Here is a 20,885-nt window from a genome sequence, read left to right on the forward strand (position 1 = left end):
TGTCTTGACCTCGACGGAAGAATCCGACGTCCGGGCTGGCCCGGGCGTGCTCCCGCGCTCGCGCCCGATACTGTCAAGATCGCGAATCTTCTTTGAAACACCCGATCAGCATTTCGGTGAGAACCCGTACTTTCCGCGCGGTATGCTGGCCGGGCGGGCGGACGACATATACGCCTGCCGGCGGCGGCGGATGGCGCGTCATGACCGGAACGAGCGCCCCGGAGGCCACATGTATGTCGGTGATGCCATCGGGAAGCCACGCGATGCCGAGCCCTTCCAATGCGGCGGCGGCGAGGGCCGTGGCGTTGTCGGCCTTGAAGCGCCCCTGCGGATTAACCGTGATGATCTCGTCGCCATCCATGAATTGCCAGGATTCCGTTCCCTGCATGAGGGCTTGATGGGCGACGAGTTCCTCGGGTTTCTCGGGGGAACCATGTGCCTTCACATAGTCCGGGCTCGCGACCAGCTTTCCGTAGATCGGCCCGACACGTCTTGCGATCAGATTGGAGTCCTGTAGATAGCCAACCCGGATCGCACAATCAAAACCCTCCGCGATGAGATCGACGAAGCGGTCGCTGTAGGAGGCATGGATGTGGAGTTGCGGGTGGGCCCGCGCCATCTGCGCGAGCACGGGAGCGAAGTGATTGGGGCCGAACGAAAGCGACACGGCGACGCGCAGGCGGCCGCGCAGGTCGCCGGCGGGCAGGATCGTCTCCCTCGCCACCTCGATCTCGGCGCAGGCCCTGGCGGCATGGTCCCGAAACGTGCCACCGGCCTCCGTGAGAGCGGCGCCGCGCGTGGTTCGCGCGAGAAGCTGGACGCCAAGCTCCGCTTCAAGCCGGACGAGCCGCCGGCTGACGATTGACTTGGAGACGCCGAGCCGGCGCGCGGCCGGCGAAATTCCCCCGGCGTCGGCAACTTCCACGAAGGTGAGCAGGTCCTCGATGTCCAATTCGGCGTTCCCCGTCTCGCGACACAGCTATCCACAGAATAGTGCTATCGTATTGCAAACAGGAATGACACTGTGCGTTCCGACCAACGAACGCGCAAGGATCTCTCATGGAAATCGGTATCGACAGCTTTGCCGCCATCCTTCCCGATCCTGCCACGGGCAGGCTCCCTTCGGCGACCGATCGCATGGCCGAGCTTATCGAGGAGGTTGAAATCGCCGACCGGGTCGGGCTGGATGTATTCGGCATTGGCGAGCACCACCGCGCTGAATTTCTCGACTCCGCGCCCGCGATCATTCTGGCCGCGGCGGCGGCGCGCACAAGTCGGATCCGGTTGACGAGCGCGGTGACGGTCCTGAGCGCAGCCGACCCCGTTCGGGTCTTTCAGGAATTCGCGACCCTCGACCTGATCGCCAGGGGCCGCGCCGAAATCGTCGTCGGCCGGGGGTCGTTCGGCGAGGCGTTTCCGCTCTTCGGTCTGGACACGCGGGCCTATGACGATCTTTTCGCCGAGAAGCTCGACCTCCTCCTGAAGCTGGGCGAGACGACCAATCTCACGTGGGAAGGCCGCTTCCGTCCGCCGCTCGGCGGACAGGGCGTCTTTCCCCGTCCGCATCAGCCGCGGCTGCCGTTGTGGATCGGCGTCGGCGGCACGCCGCAATCCTTCGCTCGCGCCGGCGTGCTCGGCCTGCCGCTGATGGTCGCGATCATCGGCGGCGGTTTCGAGCGCTTCCGTCCGCTGGTCGATCTCTATCGCGAGGCCGGCAGGCGTGCCGGGCATGGTCCCGACAAGCTCGTGGTGGGCGTTCATGCGATGGGTTTCGTCGGCGAGACCAACGCGGCGGCAAAGGATGCCTTCTTTCCCGGTTGGGCGCATCTGACGGCGAAGGTCGGTCGTGAGCGCGGCTGGTCGCCGCCCTCGCGCCAGCAGTTCGAAGCCATGGCCGGCCCGGAGGGCGCGTTCCTGATCGGCGATCCGGCGACGGTCGCGGCCAAGATGCGGCACGCCGACGAGGCGCTCGGCGGCGTCTCGCGCATCACCTTCCAGATGAGCACGGCGTCACTCGAAACGGCGGCGATGAAGCGTTCCATCGAACTTCTGGGCGCTGAGGTTGCACCGATCATCCGGGCAGGGCAGGTCAAGCCGTAGCGACATCGGGCGGGTCCCGGCCGCCTGTCGGACGGAAGCCCGCGCCCGGTGATCGGGCGAACCGCGCAATGGACCGGGATCGACGCAACGGCCCGCGCGCTTCTGAAGCGGGAATTCGCGGGGAAGGCCGTCCTGACGGTCGATTGACGATCGAGCGCTTTTGCGCGCTCGCAGGCGGGGTCCGTATTCGTGCTGCGCGCCGGTTACTTCAACTGCTCGGGCAGCGGAATGAACTCGGCCTCGTCGCCGGGCGGCAGGTGGAAGCGGCCATGCTCCCAGTCGCCCTTGCGCCACGCCTCTTTCGCCGCGTCGATCCTCTCCTGTGAAGAGGCGACGAAGTTCCAGGAGATGTAGCGCGGTCCGTTCATCGTCTCGCCGCCCAGCACCATCAGCCGCGCGCCGGCCTCTCCCGCGGTCAGGCTGATGCGGTCGCCGGGGCGGAACACCATCATCCGTCCCGCGGCGAAGCTTGTTCCGGCCACAAGGATATCGCCCTCGACGACATAGACGCCCCGATCCTCGTGATTGTCGGGCAGCGGCAGCTTCGCGCCCCCAGCCAGAACGACATCGGCATAGAAGGTCTCGGTGAAGGTCTTCACCGGCGCGCGCTCGCCCCATGCGGAGCCGAGGATCAGGCGGACCTGCTTGCCCTCGCCCTCAAGGAATGGCAGGGCCTCGCGACCGTGATGCTCGAACGTCGCGGCAACGTCTTCCGCGTGCTCCGGCAGCGCGACCCATGTCTGGATTCCGAAAGCGGTGCCGGGCCGGCGGCGCATCTCCTCGCTGGTGCGTTCGGAATGGGTGACGCCATTGCCGGCGATCATCCAGTTCACCTCGCCGGGATAGACCATCTGGTCGGCGCCGGTGCTGTCGCGGTGATGAAACGCGCCCTCATAGAGATAGGTTACGGTCGCCAGTCCGATATGCGGATGCGGGCGCACGTCGATGCCGCCGCCGGTCAGGAATTCGGCGGGCCCGATCTGGTCGAAGAAGATGAAGGGGCCGACCATCTGGCGTTTCGGGGCGGGCAGGGCGCGGCGCACCTCGAACCCGCCCAGATCGCGGGTGCGTGGGACAATGAGGGTTTCGATGGCGTCGAGCCCGCCCGTTTCGGGGCAATCGGGGTTCTGCGTCGGGTTCCAGCTCATGTCGCTCTCCTTCGCTCAAACAGTTTCATGGCGGTTACGGCAGTCGGCGGTCGGCCGCCTTACTGCTGAATGACGTCGGACCACTCGGGATGCCGTCGCAGCGACTGCGCCCGCACGAAGGGGCAGAGCGGCACGATGCGATAAGCTTTGGCGCGGGCATCCGCGATCAGGGCTTCGACCAGCGCCGAAGCGGCGCCCGTGCCGCGCATGGTGTCGGGAACGAAGGTGTGATCGGCGATGACGAGCACCTCCGAGACTTTCGAGATGGTCAGTTCGCCTTCGCCCTCCGCCCCGTCGACGCGGGCGGCAAAGCGTCCCTTGTGGCCTTGATCCTCGTAGGAAATCCGAACGGCAGGTTTTTCGGTCATCTCAGTCTCCGTCAACATGAAAGGTTGGGGCGGCGGGCGAGGCCGCCGCGGGGCCGATGGTCTCGCCGTGAACCGCGCGCCCGGATGCGTTGCGAAGCACGGTCGGGCACGCGATGACGGAAGGTGCCGGGCAGACGGGCCTTCCGGTGAGATGGGGTGAGGATCCTCGACAAGCAATCGGCTTGTTCCGACGCGTCGGTCGGGATTCTCGTCATCCCGCCCGGATCAGCCTGCTTTGGCCGGCACCGGCGTGTTGAGCAACTGTTGCTCCCACAGGAACGCGATGCCGCTTCCGGCAGCGTGCTGAATGATCACGTCGTTCAGCGCGATGGCGGTTTCCGCCCGCGCCCAGTCGCGCTGCCACTCGGCTGCCAGCGCCAGCCATGTCATCATGTTAACGCCCGCCGCGATCATGCGCTGGATCGCGACCTCATGGGCCTCGACCGAAACCGCGCCCGACGCGTCGGTGATGACCGTCACATCCCAGCCTTCGCCGGCGGCCTGGATCGCCGGCATCGCGACGCAGATTTCGGTCCACAGACCGGCGATGATCAGTTGCTTCCGGCCCGTCGCCTTCACCGCGTCGACAACTTTCCGGTCTTCCCAGGTGTTGATGAACGTGCGGTCAATCACTTCCTGGCCGGGGAACACGTCGGTGATCTGCGGAAAGATGAGGCCGCCGCGATCGGCGATCACGCTCGTCAGGATCGTGGGGACGCCGAAGACCCTGGCGGCCTTTGCCAGCGCCGTCGAATTGTTGACCACGATATGAGGATCGTGGCTGTTCAGGTTCGCAAGCTGGTATGGCTGGTGGTCGATCAGAACGAGTACCGAGTCTTCGGGACGAAGAAGCGAAGCAAGGCCGTTACGAAAGGTCATGAATACATCCTCTGTAGCCGTCGTGAATGGGATTGGGTCGCTTGAAGGCCCGCATCGCTTTCGACGCCGCCTGGAGGGAACATTGTCATTTCCATTGATGGCGTGGTAGCGCCCCTTCGCGCCAAGCTGTGTCGCGCGAGGTGGAACGCTGAATGACCCATCGGGCAATTGCGGAGCTTGCCGAAGCGGCGCTCCGCAATGCATTTCCGCCCGATCCGGGGGCGCGGAATCAATCCAGCGTCACGTTCGCCCCTGCCACCACGGGTTCCCATTTGACCATTTCGGCTTTCACGTGCTCGCCGAGCGCCTCGGGCGTCGAGGCCACGATCTCGGCCGAGAAGTCGGCCATCCGCTTGACGACGGCGGGGTCTTTCATGGCCTCCCGCGCGGCTTCGTTCAGCTTCGCGACGACGTCGGGCGGAGTGCCCGCCGGGGCGAACAGCGCGTTCCAGGTATAGGTTTCGTATCCCGGCAGGGTCTCGGCGATGGCCGGGATGTCGGGGAAGGACGCGGCGCGTTTGGCCGTCGTCACGCCGAGGGCCCGCAGCTTGCCGCTGCTGATGTGGCCGGAGGCCGAGGGCAGGTTGTCGAAGATCACCGGAACCTGATTGCCCAGCACGTCGGTCAGCGCCGGACCCGAGCCCTTGTAGGGAATGTGGGTGAGATCGGTGCCCGCCATCGCGTTGAACAGCGCGCCCGAGAGGTGCAGCGGTGTGCCGTTGCCGGACGAGGCATAGGCCAGCGGTTGCGTCTTCGATAAATCGATCAGTTCCTGCACGGTGTCGACCGACAGTTCCGGGTTTACCGCCAGCACGTTCGGCACGAGCACCAGAAGCGAGACGGGGGCGAAGTCGTCGACGGGGTCATACGGCTTCTGCTTCAGGATGAGCGGGTTCAGCGCGTGGGTGGCGACCGTGCCCATCAGGATCGTGTAGCCGTCGGCATCGGCCTTGGCCACCTGCTGCGCGCCGAGGCTGCCGCCCGCGCCGCCGACGTTCTGCACGATGACCTGCCGGCCCAGCGCCGCGCTCATCTTGTCGGCGACGATCCGGCCCACGACGTCGGTGGAGCCGCCGGCCGCGAACGGGATCACCAGCGTGATCTGGCGTTCGGGGAATTCCGCCATTGCCGTCCCGGTCATGCCGAGCGCAAGCGCAAGGCCCATGGCGACACGGCGTGCGATCGAAAAACGCATTGTCTGTCCCTCCCTGTCTTTATTTGTGGATGACGGCGGCGCCTGCCGCCGCCCGGGTTCGGGGCCCTGCTCAGCCCTCGCTTTCGGCGAAGACCTCGTCGCGGTTCTTGCGGACCGAGGGCAGGAACACCAGCACCAGCACGGCAAACGCGATCACGAGCAAAGTGAGGCTGATCGGCCGCGTGATGAAAGTCATGGGATCGCCCCGCGACAGGATCATCGCGCGGCGCAGGTTCTCTTCCAGCAGCGGGCCGAGGACGAAACCCAGCAGCAACGGCGCGGGCTCGAACCGCAACTTGGACATGACGTAGCCGAGAAGGCCGAAGAAGGCGACGGCATAGAGATCGAACGTGTTCGACGACACCGAGTAAACGCCGATCGAGCACATCGCCATGATGATCGGAAACAGGATGTAATAAGGCACCGACAGCAGGCGCACCCACAATCCGATCATCGGCAGATTCAGGATGACCAGCATGAGGTTGCCGATCCACATCGAGGCGATGATGCCCCAGAAGAGCGCGGGCTGCTCGGAGACGACATTCGGACCGGGCACGATGCCCTGGATGATCATCGCGCCGATCATCAGCGCCATGACCGGATTGGCCGGGATGCCCAGCGTCAGCAGCGGGATGAAACTCGTCTGCGCGCCCGCATTGTTGGCGCTTTCCGGGCCCGCGACGCCGGCGATGGCCCCTTTGCCGAATTCCTGCGGGGTCTTCGAGATTTTCTTCTCGACGGTATAGGACGCGAAGGATGCGAGGATCGCGCCGCCGCCCGGCAGGATGCCGAGGACCGAGCCGAGACCCGTGCCGCGCAGGACAGGACCGGCCATGGCGCGGAAATCGTCCCGCGTCGGCCACAGGTTGCGGATGTTCGCCGTCATCACTTGACGCTCGCCGTGCTCGTCCTCGAGATTGCGCAGGATCTCGGCGATGCCGAAGACGCCGACGGCCAGCGCCACGAAGTTCAGGCCGTCCGCGTATTCGGTGATGCCGAGCGTGAAGCGCGGCGTGCCGGTATAGATGTCCGTGCCGACGATCCCCAGAAGCAGGCCCAGGATGACCATGGCGAGAGCCTTGAGGATCGATCCGTGGGCCAGCACCACGGACATGACGAGGCCCAGCACCATCAGGCTGAAATATTCGGCCGCGCCGAATTTCAGCGCTATCGTCGTCAGCGGCGGCGCGAAGAGCGCGACGAGGAAGGTCGAGACGGTGCCGGCGAAGAACGAGCCCAGAGCCGCGATCGCCAGCGCGGCGCCCGCGCGTCCCTTGCGCGCCATCTGGTAGCCGTCGATGGCCGTGACCGCCGATGAGCTCTCGCCCGGCATGTTGATCAGAATGGCCGTGGTGGAACCGCCATACTGCGCGCCGTAATAGATTCCCGCCAGCATGATCAGCGAAGAGACGGGCTCCAGCTGGAACGTGATCGGCAGCAGCATGGCGATGGTTGCGGTTGCGCCGATTCCCGGCAGCACGCCGATCAGCGTGCCCAGGATGACTCCGATCAGGCAGAAGAGAAGGTTCGACAACGACGAGGCGACCGAAAAGCCCATCGCGAGGTTGGAAAGCAGGTCCATTTATTCCTCCGGCTCGCTCAGAACGGCCACCAGGGTCCGAACCGGCGGAACGGCAGGCCAAGGGCGTAGCTGAAGATCAGCGTCGAGAAGATCGTGACCAGCCCGGCGAGGATCAGCGCGGGAAGCGGCTTCATGCGGACCGAGGCTTGCGAGGCGATCAGCGCCGTGAAGAACAGCGACGGCACGAAGCCGAGGCCGCGCACCGTCAGGCCGAAAAACACCGGTGCGGGCAGGATCAGCAGAATGCCGCGCCATGCGATCTTGCCGAACGGCTCGCCCTCCTTGCGGAACGCCCCGATCAGGATGATCACGCCGATGATGAACAGCAGCCCCGACAGGATCATGGGGAAGTAGCCCGGCCCCATACGAAGTGAGGTTCCGATCGCAAGACCGGTTGTTTGCCAGCCGAAAAACAATGCCGTCAGGATGAGCAGGATACCCGCGGCCAGGTTGGTATTGTCGGTTGCGCGCGTCGACATGAAGCCCCCGGACAAAGTTTGAAAGTGCCCGAGGCCCTCGGCGTCGGGCAAGGTTTCAACGTCAGTCGGCGTAGATGCCGGCGGCTTCTATCACGGGCTTCCAGCGCTCGATCTCGGATTGCAGCTTTGCCTGCAAGGCGGCCGGAGTCGCATCCCCGGCGGGGGAGGGCTCGGTGCCCAGATCGGCCATGGACTTGATCACGTCCTTGTCGGCGAGGGCGAATTTCAACGCCTGCGACAGACGCTCGTTGATTTCGGCCGGCGTGCCCTTGGGCGAATAGATGCCGTGCCAGATCGAGACTTCGAAGCCCGGCAGGCCCGCCTCGCCCGCCGTCGGCAGGTCCGGGAAGACATCCAGCCGTTCGGGCGTGGTCGTCACATAGGCCTTGATCGTGCCGCCCTTGATCTGCTGCGCGGTGTTGGTCGTCTGGTCGCACATGATATCGACCTGGCCGCCCAGAAGGTCGGTCATCGCGGGGCCCGTGCCCTTGTACGGGACCGTCACCAGCGGCGTTTCGATCGCCGACATGAACAGCATGCCGCATAGATGCGACGCGGCGCCGATACCGGCATTGGCCATGGTGATCCGATCGGCGTTCCCTTTGACATAGTTTATGAAGCCGGCGAAATCGGTCGGCTCGAAATCCTTGCGCGCCACCATGACCATCGGCACTTCCGTCACCAGCCCGACGTATTCGAAAGCGTTCAGCGTGTCATAGGCCAGATTGCGATACAGCGTCGCCGAAGTCGCCATGCCGATATGATGCAGCAGCACCGTATAGCCATCGGCCTCGGCCTTGGCGACGCGGGCGGCGCCCAGCGTGCCGCCGGCGCCGCCGATGTTCTCCACGATGATCTGCCGGCCCAGTTCCGTCGACATCTTGTCGGCCACCATGCGCGCCACGGTGTCGGTGGGGCCGCCGGCGGAGAACGGGACGACCATGGTGATCTGGCGTGCGGGATAATCCTGCGCGAAGGCAGGCGCGGAAAGAACGAGCGCGGCGAAAGCTGCGCCGATGCATTTCGACAAGGACATGTGCTCCTCCCAGACTATTTTTCCAGGCCATTTTGCCTGTGCCGCGTCATTCGTTCGCGCGGCCTGAGCCATCATTGTCTTCATCGCCCCGCCGGCAAATGGCCCTCGCCATGAAAATGCGCGGAATCGGACCGTTGTCGGCGCGGGATGGGGGGAAACCGAAACATATCTTCAAAGTGATGGGTGGACCTCCACCCATCAAGGCGTCTCACGCATCGATTTCGTCGGTGCGGTCCACGATCAGGCGACGGTCGATGCCGTGCTTCTGCATCTTTTCGTACAAAGTCTTGCGGGAAATACCCAGCATTTCATAGACGGGCTTCAGCCTTCCGCCATGTGCGGCGATCGCGCCGGAAATCAGGCTGCGCTCGAATTCCGCCACCCGGTCCGCCAGTCGCGTGCCGGCCGGATCGCCCAGGTCGGTTCCTTCGAGGCCCAGAACGAAGCGTTCCGACAGGTTCCGCAGTTCGCGCACGTTGCCCGGCCAGTCGCGCCCGGCCAGAGCGGTCAGATAGGCCGGCGGGACCTCCCGTTCCGGCAGCTTGTGACGCGTGGCGGATTCACGGACAAGATGCAGGAACAGCAACGGAATATCCTCGCGCCGGGCCGACAGCGGCGGCACCTGAAGCATGGCGACGTTCAGCCGCCAGTAGAGGTCCTCCCGGAAGGTGCCGTTTTCCACCGCGTCTTTCAGGTCGGTCTTGGACGTGGCGATGAAGCGCACGTCCAGCGGCACCGGATCGTTCGAGCCCAGGCGCGTGATGACCCGCTCGTGCAGGACGCGCAGCAATTTCGCCTGTAATTCCAGCGGCATGGAACCGATCTCGTCCAGCAGGACGGTGCCCCCGCGCGCATGTTCGAACTTGCCGTAGCGCGGCCGCAGCGCCGCGGGGAAAGCGCCGGCCTCGTGTCCGAACAGCTCGCTTTCGATCAGCGCCTCGGGCAGGGCGGCGCAGTTGATGGCGACGAACGGCTTGCCCGCGCGCGCCGACATGTCGTGCAGGGCGCGGGCCGCCACTTCCTTGCCGGCGCCGGTGGGGCCGACGATCAGCGTATCGGCGTCCGAAGCCCCGATCGCGCGAAGACGATAGCGCAGATCGACCATCACCAGCGTGCGCCCCGGCAGCCGCGCCTCCATGTCGTCGCGCTTGCCCGCGACGGCGCGCAGGCGGCGGTTCTCCAGCACCAGGCCGCGATGCTCGATCGCGCGGCGCAGCACCTTGGCCAGGTCGTGGACGACGAAAGGTTTTTCAATGAAATCGTAGGCGCCGCTGCGCATCGCCTGCACGGCCAACTGCACTTCCGCATGGCCTGTGACGAGGATCACCGGGATTTCCGCGTCGACCTCGTGCAGCCGGCCCAGCAGGGTCATTCCGTCCATGCCGGGCATGCGGATGTCGCTGAGCACGGCCCCGGCGAACGAGGGCGCCGCCAGCGCCAGCGCTTCCTCGCCCGCGGCCAGCGCCTCGACCTCGAACCCCGACAGTTCGAGTGCCTGCGCCGTCGATGAGCGCATCTGATCGTCGTCGTCGATCAGCAGAACCCGTGCCTTCGTCATGGCGAAGCCGGAACGGCGAGCGGCAGGCGGACGAGAAATTCCGCGCCGGGCGCCATGTTGCGGCACGAAATCTCACCCCGGAAATCGCGAATGATGTTCGAGGTGATCGAAAGCCCCAGACCCAGCCCGGCGCCCAGGCCCTTGGTGGTGAAGAAGGGATCGAAGATCCTGTCCGCGATTGCATCCGGCACGCCGGGGCCGCGGTCGCGCACCCGGATCGCCACGTCGCCGCCTTCGTTCTGCGCCGTCAGGGTGATGCGCCGGTCGCCCACACCCTCGACTGCGTCGGCCGCGTTCGAGATCAGATTGATCAGCACTTGCTGTAGCCGCGTCGGCTCTCCGCGCAGCGGCGGCAGGTCGGCGGGCACGTCCACTTCCAGCGTCGCGCCGCTGCGCATCAGGCGCGGGCCGACGATCATCGGCGTCTCGTGCAGAAGCGCATTCAGGTCGACCGCGCCCACCTGATCGCCGGGGTCCCGCGCGGCCTGCCGCAGATGCTTGCCGATCGCCGCCATGCGATCCACCAAGGTCAAAATCTGCGCGATGTTGCCGCGCGCACGCGCGTATTCGCCCCGTTCGATCAGGATCGCGGCGCTGTCGGCATAATTCCGCGCCGCCGCCAGCGGCTGGTTGATTTCATGGGAGAGGGCCGCGGACATCTGTCCGAGCGCGGCCAGCTTGCCGGCCTGCACAAGACTCGCCTGCGCGGCACGCAACTGCGCCTCGGTGATGCGACGTTCGACCACTTCCTCTTCCAGAAGCGCGTTCACGCGGGCCAGATCGACGGTGCGCTCGGCCACCCTGCGCTCGAGTTCGTCGGTGTGGAATTGCTGCATGGCAAGCCTTTCCGCTATCCGTGCGCGCCGTTGCAGCACGAAGAGCGCGCCGATCAGCGTCACGATCAACAGCAACATCACGCTGGCCACCGCCAACCGCGCCCCGGCTTTCAGACCCGCGCTGTCCAGCAGCACATGCACCGTCCATCCCGCATCGCCCATTTCATGCTCGGCGGCGATGTAATCGCGCATATCGTTTTCGCCCCCCGGCCCGGGCATGCGCAAGACGGATACGCCGTGCTGGTCGAGACGTCGGAGCTGCAATTCGTCCAACGACGTTCCGGCATAACGGCGCGATTCCGCGGTATGGCGCATCCGGTCGGGTGTGAGCGGGTTCAGACTGTGGTAAAGCCAGTCCCGCTCCGTCGACAGGAAGATGACGCCCTCCGAATCCGAGACCAGAACCTTGTGCTCATCGCCCTGCCAGGCGGCCTCGATCCGGTCCACGTCGGCCTTCACCGCCACGACGCCGCCGATCCGGCCCGCGCGGTCGCGCACCGGGGCCGAGAAGTAATAGCCCCTGACGCCCGAGGTTGTGCCCACACCGTAAAACCGCGCCGGAACGCCGTTCATCGCATCGATCCAGTACGGACGATAGCTGAAGTTCTCGCCGATGAAGCTCCGCTCCTTGCGATAATTCGAGGCCGCGATCGTCTCGCCGTCCGACAGGATCAGATAGATGTCCGACGATTGCACGACCTCGTTCTGCCGCTCCAGCCAGCGGTTGGTTTGGTCGCGCAGCGACATGTCGCCGGGATTTTCGATCAGTTGTCGGATCAGGTCCAGATCGGCGATCAGATCCGGCACGACCTCATAACGCGCCAGATCGGCATCCAGCGCGTTTACCGTCAGACGCAGCACCGTTTCCGCGTGCGTATAGCCGACGGACATATAGTGCCGAAACGCAAACCTGCCGCAGATCCAGACCGTCAGCGCAAGTGATGCCAGCACGAAAGCCGACATCAGCTTCCGGCCAAGTCGCCCGGAGTGTCGCGACGTGGCGAGTTCCATTTCTTCCCGCAGCGCTATCCGCTTCGCTTGAAAACGCTTTAACCCTCAAGTCGTGGACTATGGCAGCTTGCGCCGTATGGCGCAACGCCGACGCGCCGGTCCGGCCCGCGCAGGCCAACCCGCCCCGACAGCTCACGCCGAACTTGCCGCATAAGCCCGCCAGCCGCCGAGACCGGTGATCTCCCGCGCGCCCCGAAGCGCATAGGGCTCGCACAGGAAGCCCGAAACCTGGCTGCCGTCGTCCAGCGTCACCTTGCCGATGCCAAGCGGCGCGGGGATGTTCTGCACGAAACGCCCGAAGGCCGCCGGAGGCACCCTCCACACCTCGACCTCCAGTCCGCCGCCGGCGAATCCCGGTTCGCGTATCAGGCCCGGTTTCGGCGGCGCGGTGTCCGGCAGCACGAAGAGACGGTAATCCCCGGCCGTGCGGCAGCGCCTTGCCAGCCGGCCGCTGGCGCCGGTCAGTTCACGGTTGAGCGGCATGCCGGTGAGGTGCGCTCCCACCACGACGATCGGCACCAGTCCGTCATCGGCTTCGGCGACGTGTGAGGCCTCCGGCAGCGCCGCCGCGCGATCCCTGCCCATGCCCCCGCCGAGCGCCCGGTGCATGGCGTCGGCGAAAGGCGCCAGCGCGTCGTCCGAGAAGGGCGGGCCGAACAGCGTAACGCCCGAAGGCAGGTGCCCTCGCGGATCGAAACCCGCCGGAACGGCGATCGCCGCATAACCGAACAGATTGGCGAAATTGGTGTAGCGTCCGAGGCGGCTGTTCCTCGCAACGGGATCCGCGAGCATCTCCTCGACCGTGTAGATGGTCGGCGCGGTCGGCAGCATCAGGAGGTCGAGCTTTTCCCACTCGGTGAGCGTCCTCTGGCGAAGCGCCTCCAGTTCGTAGAGACCCTCGAAGGCGTCCACGGCGTCATAAGCACTTGCTCCCGCGATGATGGCGCGCACGGTCGGATCGACATCACCGGCGTTGGAGGCGAAGAAATCCTTCACGGCGGCCAGACGTTCCGCCACCCACGGCCCGTTGTAGAGCAGTCCGGCGGCCTCGCGGAACGGGGCGTAGTCGAAGGGCACGATCTCCGCCCCGAGCGATTTCGCCCGCTCGATAGCGGCGGCATAAAGCGCCTCGCAGGCGGCATCGCCATGAAATTCGCGTTCCGCGCCGTCGAGCACGCCGATCCTGAGCCCGGAGCCGGGCAGGGAAACGGGCTTTGCCTTTTTCGAGAACGGATCGGCGGCGTCGTATCCTTCCATCACCTTGCGGATCGCCACGCCGTCGCCGACCGTGCCGGCGAAGACCGTGACCACATCCACGGAGCGGCAGGCCGGCACGACGCCCGTGTTGGGCACCAGCCCCGGCGTCGGCTTGATGCCGACGAGGTTGTTGAAGGCGGCGGGCACGCGGCCCGATCCCGCCGTGTCGGTGCCGAGCGCGAAGCTCGCCAGCCCCGACGCCACCGCGACGGCCGAGCCCGAGGACGAGCCGCCCGAGATATAGGCCCTGTCGAACACGGAGCGCGGTGCGCCGTAGGGCGAGCGCGTGCCGTTGAGGCCGGTGGCGAACTGATCGAGGTTGGTCTTGCCGATGACGAGCGCGCCGGCGGCCTTCAGCCGTGCGACGACGGCCGCATCCCTTTCCGGGCGGTAGGCGAAGGCCGGGCAGGCGGCGGTGGTCGGCAGGCCGGCGACGTCGATGTTGTCCTTGACGGCGAAGGGAACGCCCCAGAGCGGCAGGCTGTCCGGTTGCGGGGCGCGGGCGAGAAGCGCGCGGGCGGCGGCGCGCAGATCGTCGGCCGGCGTCCTGGTGATGAAGACGGCCGGGTCGTCGCAGGCATCCATGCGGGCAAGAACCTCGTCAACGAGGTCGAGCGGCGTCATGCCGCCGGCATAGGCGGACTTCAGCGAGGCGAGATCGAGAAACGCGGGCAGCATTACAGATCCTCCAGAACGAACAGCACGTCGCCGGCCTTGACGTTGCGGCCCGGCCCGGCGCGCAGGTCGCGGACGCGGCCGGAGGCGTGGGCGGCGACGGTGATTTCCATCTTCATGGATTCGATGATGGCGAGCGCCGTGCCGGCTTCGACCTTCTGGCCTTCCTCGACCAGTATTTTCCAGACATTGCCGGGAACGGCGCTCTCGATGCCGAAGCAGCCCGCGGGAATGTCGCCGCCGAGACCGGGGCCGCCGTCCTCGTCGGTGACGAAGCTGTCGAGCCCCTGCTCCTTCCAGCGCCGGCGCTCGTCCTCGAAGGCCGCCTGCTGGCGGGCCTTGAACACGCCGATCGTTTCGGCATTGCGCGCCATCTCGGCCTCGTAGGCGGCGTAGGAGAACGCGCCTTCCTCGATCCGCAGCGGATAGGCCCCGTGCGGGAAAGCCGCGCGCGCCTCGGCCAGCTCCGCGTGCGAGACGGGGAAGAAGCGGACCTGATCGAAGAAATCGAGCAGCCACGGCTTGTTCGCACCGAAGACCGGCGTCCGCCGCCAGGTGTTCCACATCTGGATGGTGCGGCCGAAGAGCTGGTAGCCGCCCGGCCCCTCCATGCCGTAGATGCACATGTAGGCGCCGCCGATGCCGACCGCGTTTTCCGGCGTCCAGGTGCGCGCCGGATTGTACTTGGTGGTGACGAGCCGGTGACGCGGGTCGAGCGGCGTGGCGACGGGGGCGCCGAGATAGACGTCGCCGAGGCCCATGACGAGGTAGGACGCGTCGAAGATCGTGTCCTTGACCGCCTGTTCGTCGGCAAGGCCGTTGATGCGGCGGATGAACTCGATGTTGGAGGGGCACCAGGGCGCATTGGGGCGCACCAGTTCCTGATATTTCCGCATGGCGAGCGCGGCGTCCGGGTCGTTCCAGGACAGCGGCAGCCAGACGGTGCGGCTGGGCACCTTCACCGCCTGCACCGGGGGCAGGCCGTCCTCGATGTCCGAGAGCAGGCCGAGCAGGCGGCCGCGGGCGAGGCTCGATCCGTCGTAATGGATCTGAAGCGAGCGGATGCCGGGGGTGAGATCGATAAGGCCGGGGATTCCGGCCTGCCGCACCGCCTGCATCAGCAGGTGGATGCGCAGCCGCAGGCCGACGTCGAGCTGCATCGGGCCGTATTCGACGAGCAGGTTGTCGTCGCCCTGGCGGCGATACGCGACCTCGACCTCCTTGCCCTCGCGCCTTGCGAGGATCGGCGAGCCGGCATCCGCGCCGGCGCGCCCCACCGCCGGGCCGGCCACGGGATCCTGCGCGCGGGCCACCGCGTGGAAGCGGATCCTGTCTCCGGGCTTGAACTGGCCCATCTTCCATTGTTCCGCCGCCGCGATGACCGCCGGGCAGACGAAGCCGCCGAGCGAGGGGCCGTCCGGGCCGAGGATGATCGGCATGTCGCCGGTGAAATCGATCGCGCCGACGGCATAGGCGTTGTCGTGGAGGTTGGAGGGATGAAGCCCCGCCTCGCCGCCGTCCTGCCGCGCCCATGTCGGCGCGGGGCCGATGAGGCGCACACCCGTGCGGGCCGAGTTGAAATGCACCTCGTAGTCGGTGGCGAACAGCGTCTCGATATCGTCCTCCAGGAAGAAATCCGGCGCTCCGTGCGGACCGTAGACCACGCCGACCGACCATGCGCGGGTCAACGCGGCCGGCTCGCTCGCGGGCTTCACGTCGTGCTGCGCGGCGCGGGCCAGCCGCAAGACGTGGCCGGCGCGCAAGGCGCCGGTGGCGTTGCCGCCGAATTGGCCGAGCCCGAAGGTGGCGCGCGAGCCGAGCACGACCGGCGCGTCGAAACCGCCGGCAACCGCCAGATAGGCGCGCTGGCCGGGGCCTTCGATCGGGCCGATGGAGAGCGTCTGCCCCGCCTTCACCGCAATCGCCGCATCGTGCCGAACGGCTTCCCCGTCGAGCGTCATCGGCATTTCGGCACCGGCGAGCGCCACGGTGGCGTCCGAGAAGAATTTCAGCACCGGGCCGGAAACGGTGAGTTCCAGCGCCGCCGTATGGTCATGGTTGCCGACGAGGCGGTTGGCGTGACGGAAGGAGCGCTCGTCCATCGGCCCGCTCGGCGGCACGCCGACATGCCACAGGCCGAGCCGGCCCGGCAGCTCCTGAAGGCTCGACTGCGCGCCGGGGGCGATCACCTCGATCACATCCGGCACGAAGGCAAAATCCTTCAGCGCCGTCGTGGCGACATCGCCGCGCCTGAACAGGTCCGAGGCGGCGATGGCCTTGAGGTATTCGAGATTGGTTTCGATGCCCGCAATCGACGTATCCGCGAGCGCGTTTTCCAGCGCGGCGATGGCGGCCGCGCGGCTCTCGCCGCCGACGATCACCTTGGCGAGCATCGGGTCGTAATAGGGCGTCACTTCGGTCCCGGTCTCTATCCAGCCGTCGACGCGGGCGGCCTGCGGGAAGACGACCTCGGTGAGCAGGCCGGCGCTGGGGCGGAAATCCGCATGCGGCATTTCCGCATAGACGCGCGCCTCGATGGCGGCGCCCCTCGGCCGCAGGTTCTCCTTGCCGGTGAGCACATCCTCGCCGGCGGCCTGGCGGATCATCCATTCCACGAGGTCGATGCCGAACACGGCTTCCGTCACCGGATGCTCGACCTGAAGGCGGGTGTTGACCTCGAGGAAGTAGAATTCCTCGCGCGCCGGATCGTAGATGAACTCGACGGTGCCGGCGGATTCGTAGCTCACCCGTTCGCCCAGCGCGACCGCCGCCGCGTGCAGGCGCCCGCGCACGGTATCCGGCAGGCCGGGGGCAGGGGTTTCCTCGATCACCTTCTGGTTGCGGCGCTGGAGCGAGCAGTCGCGTTCGCCGAGCGCGACGACGCGGCCCTTGCCGTCGCCGAATATCTGTACCTCGACGTGGCGGGCTTTGGCCACGAAGCGTTCGAGATAGACGCGGGCGTCGCCGAAGCTCGCCTTCGCGGTGCGCTGCACGCTCTCGAACGCAGCCTTGAGCGCGGCGGGGTCGGTGCAGAGCTGCATGCCGATGCCGCCGCCGCCGGCCGTGGATTTCAGCATCACGGGATAACCGACCGTCTCGCCGGCGGCGAGCGCCTCGTCCGCCGTCGCCAGAAGGCCGGAGCCCGGAAGCAGCGGCACGCCGCTCGTCCTCGCCAGTTCCCGGGCGGTGTGCTTCAGGCCGAAGGCGGCGATATTTTCCGGTGTCGGACCGATGAAGGCGATGCCTTCGGCCTTCAGCCTTTCGGCGAAGCCGATGTTTTCCGACAGGAAGCCGTAGCCGGGATGCACGGCCTGCGCGCCCGTCGCCTTGCAGGCGGCGACCACGGCCGCGATGTTCAGGTAACTTTCGGCCGCCGGGGCCGGGCCGAGCCGCACGGCCTCGTCGGCCATAAGCGTCGCCCTGGCGAAGCGGTCGGCGTCGGAATGGACGGCGATTGAGGCGATGCCCATCCTGCGAAGCGTGTTGATGACGCGGACGGCGATTTCGCCGCGATTGGCGATGAGAACCTTGCTGAACATCGCTCAATCTTCCTCGTTCCACACCAGCACGCGGATCGGCGTCGGGTCGAAGCCGTTGCAGGGGTTGTTGATCTGCGGGCAGTTGGAGATGACGAGCAGCACGTCCATCCCGGCCTTCAGTTCCACGTAGTCGCCGGGCGCGGAAATGCCGTCGACGATGGTCATCCCGCCGTTGGGCGAGATCGGCACGTTCATGAAGAAATTGATGTTCGGAACGATATCGCGCTTGCCCATGCCGTATTTCGACACTTCCGCAACGAAATTGTCGCGGCAGGCATGCAGGTATTTCGTTCCGTGACCGAAGCGCACCGTGTTGCTCTCGCAGGAGCATGCGCCGGCGGAAGTGTCGTGGCGGCCGCACGAATCCGCCGTCACCGTGAGCATGACGCGGCCCTCGCTCGACATGATCCGCGAGCCGGTGGAGATATAGGCGCCGTTCTGCGCGCGCATCGTCTCCTGGTTGGAATAGCGCTCGGCATGGTCGTCGGCGTTGTAGAACAGCGTGTCGACCGCCTGCTGGCCGTATGTATCCTCGATGCGCACCGTCTGCCCCTTGCGGACGACGGCGGAGAAAGGCTTTTCGGCCGGGACGTAATGATCCGCCGCCGCATTTTCGAATGTGCGAGTGAAGTCGGTCACTTTCGTCTCTCCCGGCTCAGAGGTTTGCGAGGGTGTTGTTCTCGAAGCCGCGAACGGCTTCGGCGGTCGCGGTGCGGCACAGGTCGTCCGCGGCGGCGGGATGCGCGGCGAGGCGCGTCACCGTGACCGGGTTCGGCGCGTAGACGGGGTTCGGGTCGAGCGGATGCGGGCAGTTGGAGAAGCCGACGATCATGTCCATCTCGGCACGCAGCGCAACGTAGTCCGCACCGTTGAGAAGCGCCGCGTTCCAGAAGAAGCGGCCGTCCGCGTCGACACGCACCGGCGCGAACAGCGTGAGCAGGGCCGGAATGTCGCGGCGGTCGAGGCCGGCCTTCATGGCGAGCTTGACGAGATTGTCGCGGGTATCGCGCAGCCGCACGCCCTCGTAGCGCGCGTTCGTCGCTTCCGTCGAGCCGCCGAGCAGGCAATCGTGCGCGCCCGACGAATCCTCCGTGATCGCGAACATCACGCGGCCCATGTCGGAGAAGATGACGCGGCCCCTGGAGAGAGCGGTCGTCCATTGCATCTTCACCGTGTCCGGCAGGTTCATGCGCTCGGATGTGTCGGCGGCGTTCCAGGCGACGAGCGCGACGGAGGAGAAACCGTGGGTGAGGCTGATGCGCAGGGTTTCGCCGCTGCGGACCTTCGTCGACCAGTACCAGCCGCCGGGAATGATCTCCCGGTGCAGAACCGGCGCCCCGTCGGGGGCGGGCTCGGGCAAGGGGCTGAAACCGGACAAGGACTTCGGGGCGAATTCCAGCCCCTTTCTCTGATGGTCCTCGTAACGCGCGCGATTGGCGGCGATCTCTTCGGGTGAACGTCTCTGGTGCAGGGAACGTGTCTGATGCATTGAGCGCTCCATGGCGATCGGGGCCGGGTCGTCCCGGAAATGTCGGCCCTCTGCCGGGTCGTCCCGGCGGGCGGGGATGCTCCCCTCGCGGAGGGAAGCGGGAGCCGTCAGGCCGTGGCGAGGCCGGGCCGGCGCGGCGGCCAGATCGGAATGTCGCGGGTGATCGTCGCGCCGTAGCGCAGCTTTTCCTCGGGCCGGTCGCGCGGGCGCTCGAAGGCGATGACGCGGGTGGCGAGGGTGAACGCCTCGCGCATGTCGTGCGTGACCATCACGACGGTCATCGGCGTCTCGTTCCACAGCCGTATCATCAACTGGTGGATTTCCCGGCGGATGCCGGGATCGAGCGCGCCGAACGGCTCGTCGAGCAACAGCACCTTCGGCCGCAGGATGAGCGCCTGCGCCAGCGCCAGACGCTGCTGCATGCCGCCGGAGAGCTGGGCCGGATACTTGTCTTCCGAGCCGGACAGCCCGACTTCGGCGATCATGGCGCGGGCTTCGGCGACGGCTGCCCCGCGCGGGGCGCCGAAGAGCCTGCCAGTGACCGGCGACGCCTGAAGTTCCTTGCCGAGCAGCACGTTGCCGAGCACGGTCAGATGCGGGAACACCGAATATTTCTGGAACACGACGCCGCGATCGGGGCCGGGTTCCGCCGGCAGCGGCCGGCCGTCGAGCAGGATGGCGCCGCGCGTGGGCCGCTCCTGTCCCAGAAGCATGCGCAGGAACGTGGTCTTGCCGCAGCCGGAGGGACCGACGAGAGCGACGAAGGCGCGCTCCTCGATGTCCAGGGACACGTTCTCCAGCACGATCTGGTCGCCGTATTCCTTCCAGACATTGTTGATCTTGAGCACGCTCATGCCTGCCTCTCCGACGCGGACCAGGGGAAGGCGGAAAGACGGAGCTTTTCGAGCAGCCAGTCGGTCAGGACGGCGATGAGCGTGATCCAGACGACATAAGGGAAGATCACATCCATCGCCAGATAGCGGCGCACGAGGAAAATGCGGTAGCCGAGGCCGGAATCCGACGAAATGGCTTCCGCCGCGATGAGAAACAGCCAGGCCGGCCCCAGTTGCAGCCGCAGACAGGTGAGAAGGCGCGGCAGAACCTGCGGCAGCACCACGCGCAGACCGATCTGCCACGACGAGGCCCCGAGCGTCTCCGCCTTGATGATCTGCTCCCTCGGCAGGCCGACGGCAATGAGCGACAGATCGCGGATCATGACGGGCGCGACGCCGATGACGATGAGCGCTATCTTGGAGACCTCCCCGAGCCCGAGCACGATGAACAGGATGGGCAGCAGGGCCAGCGGCGGGACCATCGAAATCGCGGCGACGAACGGCGACAGAAGCGCGCGCGCATAAGGCAGCATGCCGACCAGCATGCCGATGGCGAGCGCGACGACCGCCGCGATACCCAGTCCCGAGAACAGGCGGACAAGACTTGCCAGCGTGTCCGACCAGAGAATGATGTCGCCGGTACGGACATCCGCGACGAAGGCGAGACGGCGGACCGCATCGGCGATGCTCGCGAAGCCTGGCAGAAGCTTGTCATTGGCGTTCTCGGCAAGCCGCGCGGCCGAGCCAATCGCGTAGGCGATCAGCACGACCGCAAACGGCAGGGCCGCGAGAACGAGGCGAGTGCCGTTGGACGGTCGCGTGTTGATCCAGCGCATGGGATGGCTCCAGGATGACGGTGGGCGGGGCGCCGGGTTTCTCCGCCCGGCGGCGGTATCATCG

General features: G+C 66.5%; 17 protein-coding genes. 1 reads left to right on the forward strand and 16 read right to left on the reverse strand.

Annotated features, from left to right (window positions below; all coding sequences use genetic code 11):
- Positions 1–73 precede the first annotated feature (73 nt).
- Positions 74–952 (reverse strand): LysR family transcriptional regulator, encoded by an 879-nt coding sequence (locus ACOYJQ_RS14035; RefSeq protein WP_433459226.1) that lies wholly within the window; start codon positions 950–952, stop codon positions 74–76.
- A 107-nt stretch (positions 953–1,059) separates the two neighbouring features.
- On the opposite strand from ACOYJQ_RS14035, the gene ACOYJQ_RS14040 reads away from it, so the two are divergent.
- A complete protein-coding gene (locus tag ACOYJQ_RS14040; protein ID WP_433459227.1) occupies positions 1,060–2,100 on the forward strand; it encodes an Atu2307/SP_0267 family LLM class monooxygenase in 1,041 nt (346 codons plus the stop codon).
- Positions 2,101–2,303: 203 nt separating this feature from the next.
- On the opposite strand, the gene ACOYJQ_RS14045 is transcribed toward ACOYJQ_RS14040, so the two are convergent.
- From ACOYJQ_RS14045 to ACOYJQ_RS14115, 15 genes are all read right to left on the reverse strand, one after another.
- A complete protein-coding gene (locus ACOYJQ_RS14045) occupies positions 2,304–3,248 on the reverse strand; it encodes a pirin family protein (RefSeq protein WP_433459229.1) in 945 nt (314 codons plus the stop codon).
- Between the two features lie 59 nt (positions 3,249–3,307).
- Positions 3,308–3,616: a GNAT family N-acetyltransferase gene (locus ACOYJQ_RS14050; protein WP_433459230.1), complete on the reverse strand. Its 309-nt coding sequence runs from the start codon at positions 3,614–3,616 to the stop codon at positions 3,308–3,310.
- A gap of 225 nt (positions 3,617–3,841) precedes the next feature.
- A complete protein-coding gene (locus tag ACOYJQ_RS14055) occupies positions 3,842–4,495 on the reverse strand; it encodes a hydrolase (protein WP_433459232.1) in 654 nt (217 codons plus the stop codon).
- 229 nt (positions 4,496–4,724) lie between these two features.
- Positions 4,725–5,690: a Bug family tripartite tricarboxylate transporter substrate binding protein gene (locus ACOYJQ_RS14060; protein WP_433459233.1), complete on the reverse strand. Its 966-nt coding sequence runs from the start codon at positions 5,688–5,690 to the stop codon at positions 4,725–4,727.
- Positions 5,691–5,760: 70 nt separating this feature from the next.
- Complete coding sequence (locus ACOYJQ_RS14065) at positions 5,761–7,272, reverse strand: tripartite tricarboxylate transporter permease (RefSeq protein WP_433459234.1); 1,512 nt, start codon at positions 7,270–7,272, stop codon at positions 5,761–5,763.
- A 17-nt stretch (positions 7,273–7,289) separates the two neighbouring features.
- Entirely contained in the window at positions 7,290–7,751 is a 462-nt protein-coding gene (locus tag ACOYJQ_RS14070; protein ID WP_433459374.1) for a tripartite tricarboxylate transporter TctB family protein, read from the reverse strand.
- 61 nt (positions 7,752–7,812) lie between these two features.
- Positions 7,813–8,787 (reverse strand): tripartite tricarboxylate transporter substrate-binding protein, encoded by a 975-nt coding sequence (locus tag ACOYJQ_RS14075; protein WP_433459235.1) that lies wholly within the window; start codon positions 8,785–8,787, stop codon positions 7,813–7,815.
- A 208-nt stretch (positions 8,788–8,995) separates the two neighbouring features.
- The gene (locus tag ACOYJQ_RS14080; protein WP_433459237.1) at positions 8,996–10,345 is read right to left on the reverse strand and encodes a sigma-54-dependent transcriptional regulator; all 1,350 of its coding nucleotides are present in this window, start codon (positions 10,343–10,345) and stop codon (positions 8,996–8,998) included.
- Positions 10,342–12,144: a sensor histidine kinase gene (locus ACOYJQ_RS14085; protein WP_433459238.1), complete on the reverse strand. Its 1,803-nt coding sequence runs from the start codon at positions 12,142–12,144 to the stop codon at positions 10,342–10,344. The genes ACOYJQ_RS14080 and ACOYJQ_RS14085 overlap by 4 nt, the downstream gene beginning before the upstream one ends.
- Positions 12,145–12,324: 180 nt before the next feature.
- The gene (gene atzF / locus ACOYJQ_RS14090; protein ID WP_433459240.1) at positions 12,325–14,127 is read right to left on the reverse strand and encodes an allophanate hydrolase; all 1,803 of its coding nucleotides are present in this window, start codon (positions 14,125–14,127) and stop codon (positions 12,325–12,327) included.
- Positions 14,127–17,663: an urea carboxylase gene (gene uca / locus ACOYJQ_RS14095; protein ID WP_433459242.1), complete on the reverse strand. Its 3,537-nt coding sequence runs from the start codon at positions 17,661–17,663 to the stop codon at positions 14,127–14,129. Before uca ends, atzF begins: the two co-directional genes overlap by 1 nt.
- A 3-nt stretch (positions 17,664–17,666) precedes the next feature.
- On the reverse strand, positions 17,667–18,302 hold the full coding sequence (locus ACOYJQ_RS14100; RefSeq protein WP_433459244.1) for an urea amidolyase associated protein UAAP2: 636 nt from the start codon (positions 18,300–18,302) through the stop codon (positions 17,667–17,669).
- A 16-nt stretch (positions 18,303–18,318) separates the two neighbouring features.
- Positions 18,319–19,152, reverse strand: coding sequence for an urea amidolyase associated protein UAAP1 (locus tag ACOYJQ_RS14105; protein ID WP_433459245.1), 834 nt, complete (start codon positions 19,150–19,152; stop codon positions 18,319–18,321).
- Positions 19,153–19,259: 107 nt separating this feature from the next.
- On the reverse strand, positions 19,260–20,006 hold the full coding sequence (locus ACOYJQ_RS14110) for an ABC transporter ATP-binding protein (protein WP_433459247.1): 747 nt from the start codon (positions 20,004–20,006) through the stop codon (positions 19,260–19,262).
- Positions 20,003–20,821 carry an ABC transporter permease gene (locus ACOYJQ_RS14115; protein ID WP_433459248.1) on the reverse strand — a complete coding sequence of 273 codons (819 nt, stop codon included), beginning with the start codon at positions 20,819–20,821 and terminating at the stop codon, positions 20,003–20,005. Before ACOYJQ_RS14115 ends, ACOYJQ_RS14110 begins: the two co-directional genes overlap by 4 nt.
- Positions 20,822–20,885 lie beyond the last annotated feature (64 nt).

It is taken from the genome of Pseudochelatococcus sp. (assembly GCF_050946405.1).
In the GTDB taxonomy this organism is placed as follows: domain Bacteria; phylum Pseudomonadota; class Alphaproteobacteria; order Rhizobiales; family Beijerinckiaceae; genus Pseudochelatococcus.

What these genes read in the sequence shown, in the direction of transcription:
- ACOYJQ_RS14040 (WP_433459227.1), top strand. Translation starts at nt 1,060, where the DNA reads ATGGAAATCGGTATCGACAGCTTTGCCGCCATCCTTCCCGATCCTGCC.
- ACOYJQ_RS14045 (WP_433459229.1), bottom strand. Translation starts at nt 3,248, where the DNA reads ATGAGCTGGAACCCGACGCAGAACCCCGATTGCCCCGAAACGGGCGGG.
- ACOYJQ_RS14050 (WP_433459230.1), bottom strand. Translation starts at nt 3,616, where the DNA reads ATGACCGAAAAACCTGCCGTTCGGATTTCCTACGAGGATCAAGGCCAC.
- ACOYJQ_RS14055 (WP_433459232.1), bottom strand. Translation starts at nt 4,495, where the DNA reads ATGACCTTTCGTAACGGCCTTGCTTCGCTTCTTCGTCCCGAAGACTCG.
- ACOYJQ_RS14060 (WP_433459233.1), bottom strand. Translation starts at nt 5,690, where the DNA reads ATGCGTTTTTCGATCGCACGCCGTGTCGCCATGGGCCTTGCGCTTGCG.
- ACOYJQ_RS14065 (WP_433459234.1), bottom strand. Translation starts at nt 7,272, where the DNA reads ATGGACCTGCTTTCCAACCTCGCGATGGGCTTTTCGGTCGCCTCGTCG.
- ACOYJQ_RS14070 (WP_433459374.1), bottom strand. Translation starts at nt 7,751, where the DNA reads ATGTCGACGCGCGCAACCGACAATACCAACCTGGCCGCGGGTATCCTG.
- ACOYJQ_RS14075 (WP_433459235.1), bottom strand. Translation starts at nt 8,787, where the DNA reads ATGTCCTTGTCGAAATGCATCGGCGCAGCTTTCGCCGCGCTCGTTCTT.
- ACOYJQ_RS14080 (WP_433459237.1), bottom strand. Translation starts at nt 10,345, where the DNA reads ATGACGAAGGCACGGGTTCTGCTGATCGACGACGACGATCAGATGCGC.
- ACOYJQ_RS14085 (WP_433459238.1), bottom strand. Translation starts at nt 12,144, where the DNA reads ATGTCGGCTTTCGTGCTGGCATCACTTGCGCTGACGGTCTGGATCTGC.
- atzF (WP_433459240.1), bottom strand. Translation starts at nt 14,127, where the DNA reads ATGCTGCCCGCGTTTCTCGATCTCGCCTCGCTGAAGTCCGCCTATGCC.
- uca (WP_433459242.1), bottom strand. Translation starts at nt 17,663, where the DNA reads ATGTTCAGCAAGGTTCTCATCGCCAATCGCGGCGAAATCGCCGTCCGC.
- ACOYJQ_RS14105 (WP_433459245.1), bottom strand. Translation starts at nt 19,152, where the DNA reads ATGCATCAGACACGTTCCCTGCACCAGAGACGTTCACCCGAAGAGATC.
- ACOYJQ_RS14110 (WP_433459247.1), bottom strand. Translation starts at nt 20,006, where the DNA reads ATGAGCGTGCTCAAGATCAACAATGTCTGGAAGGAATACGGCGACCAG.
- ACOYJQ_RS14115 (WP_433459248.1), bottom strand. Translation starts at nt 20,821, where the DNA reads ATGCGCTGGATCAACACGCGACCGTCCAACGGCACTCGCCTCGTTCTC.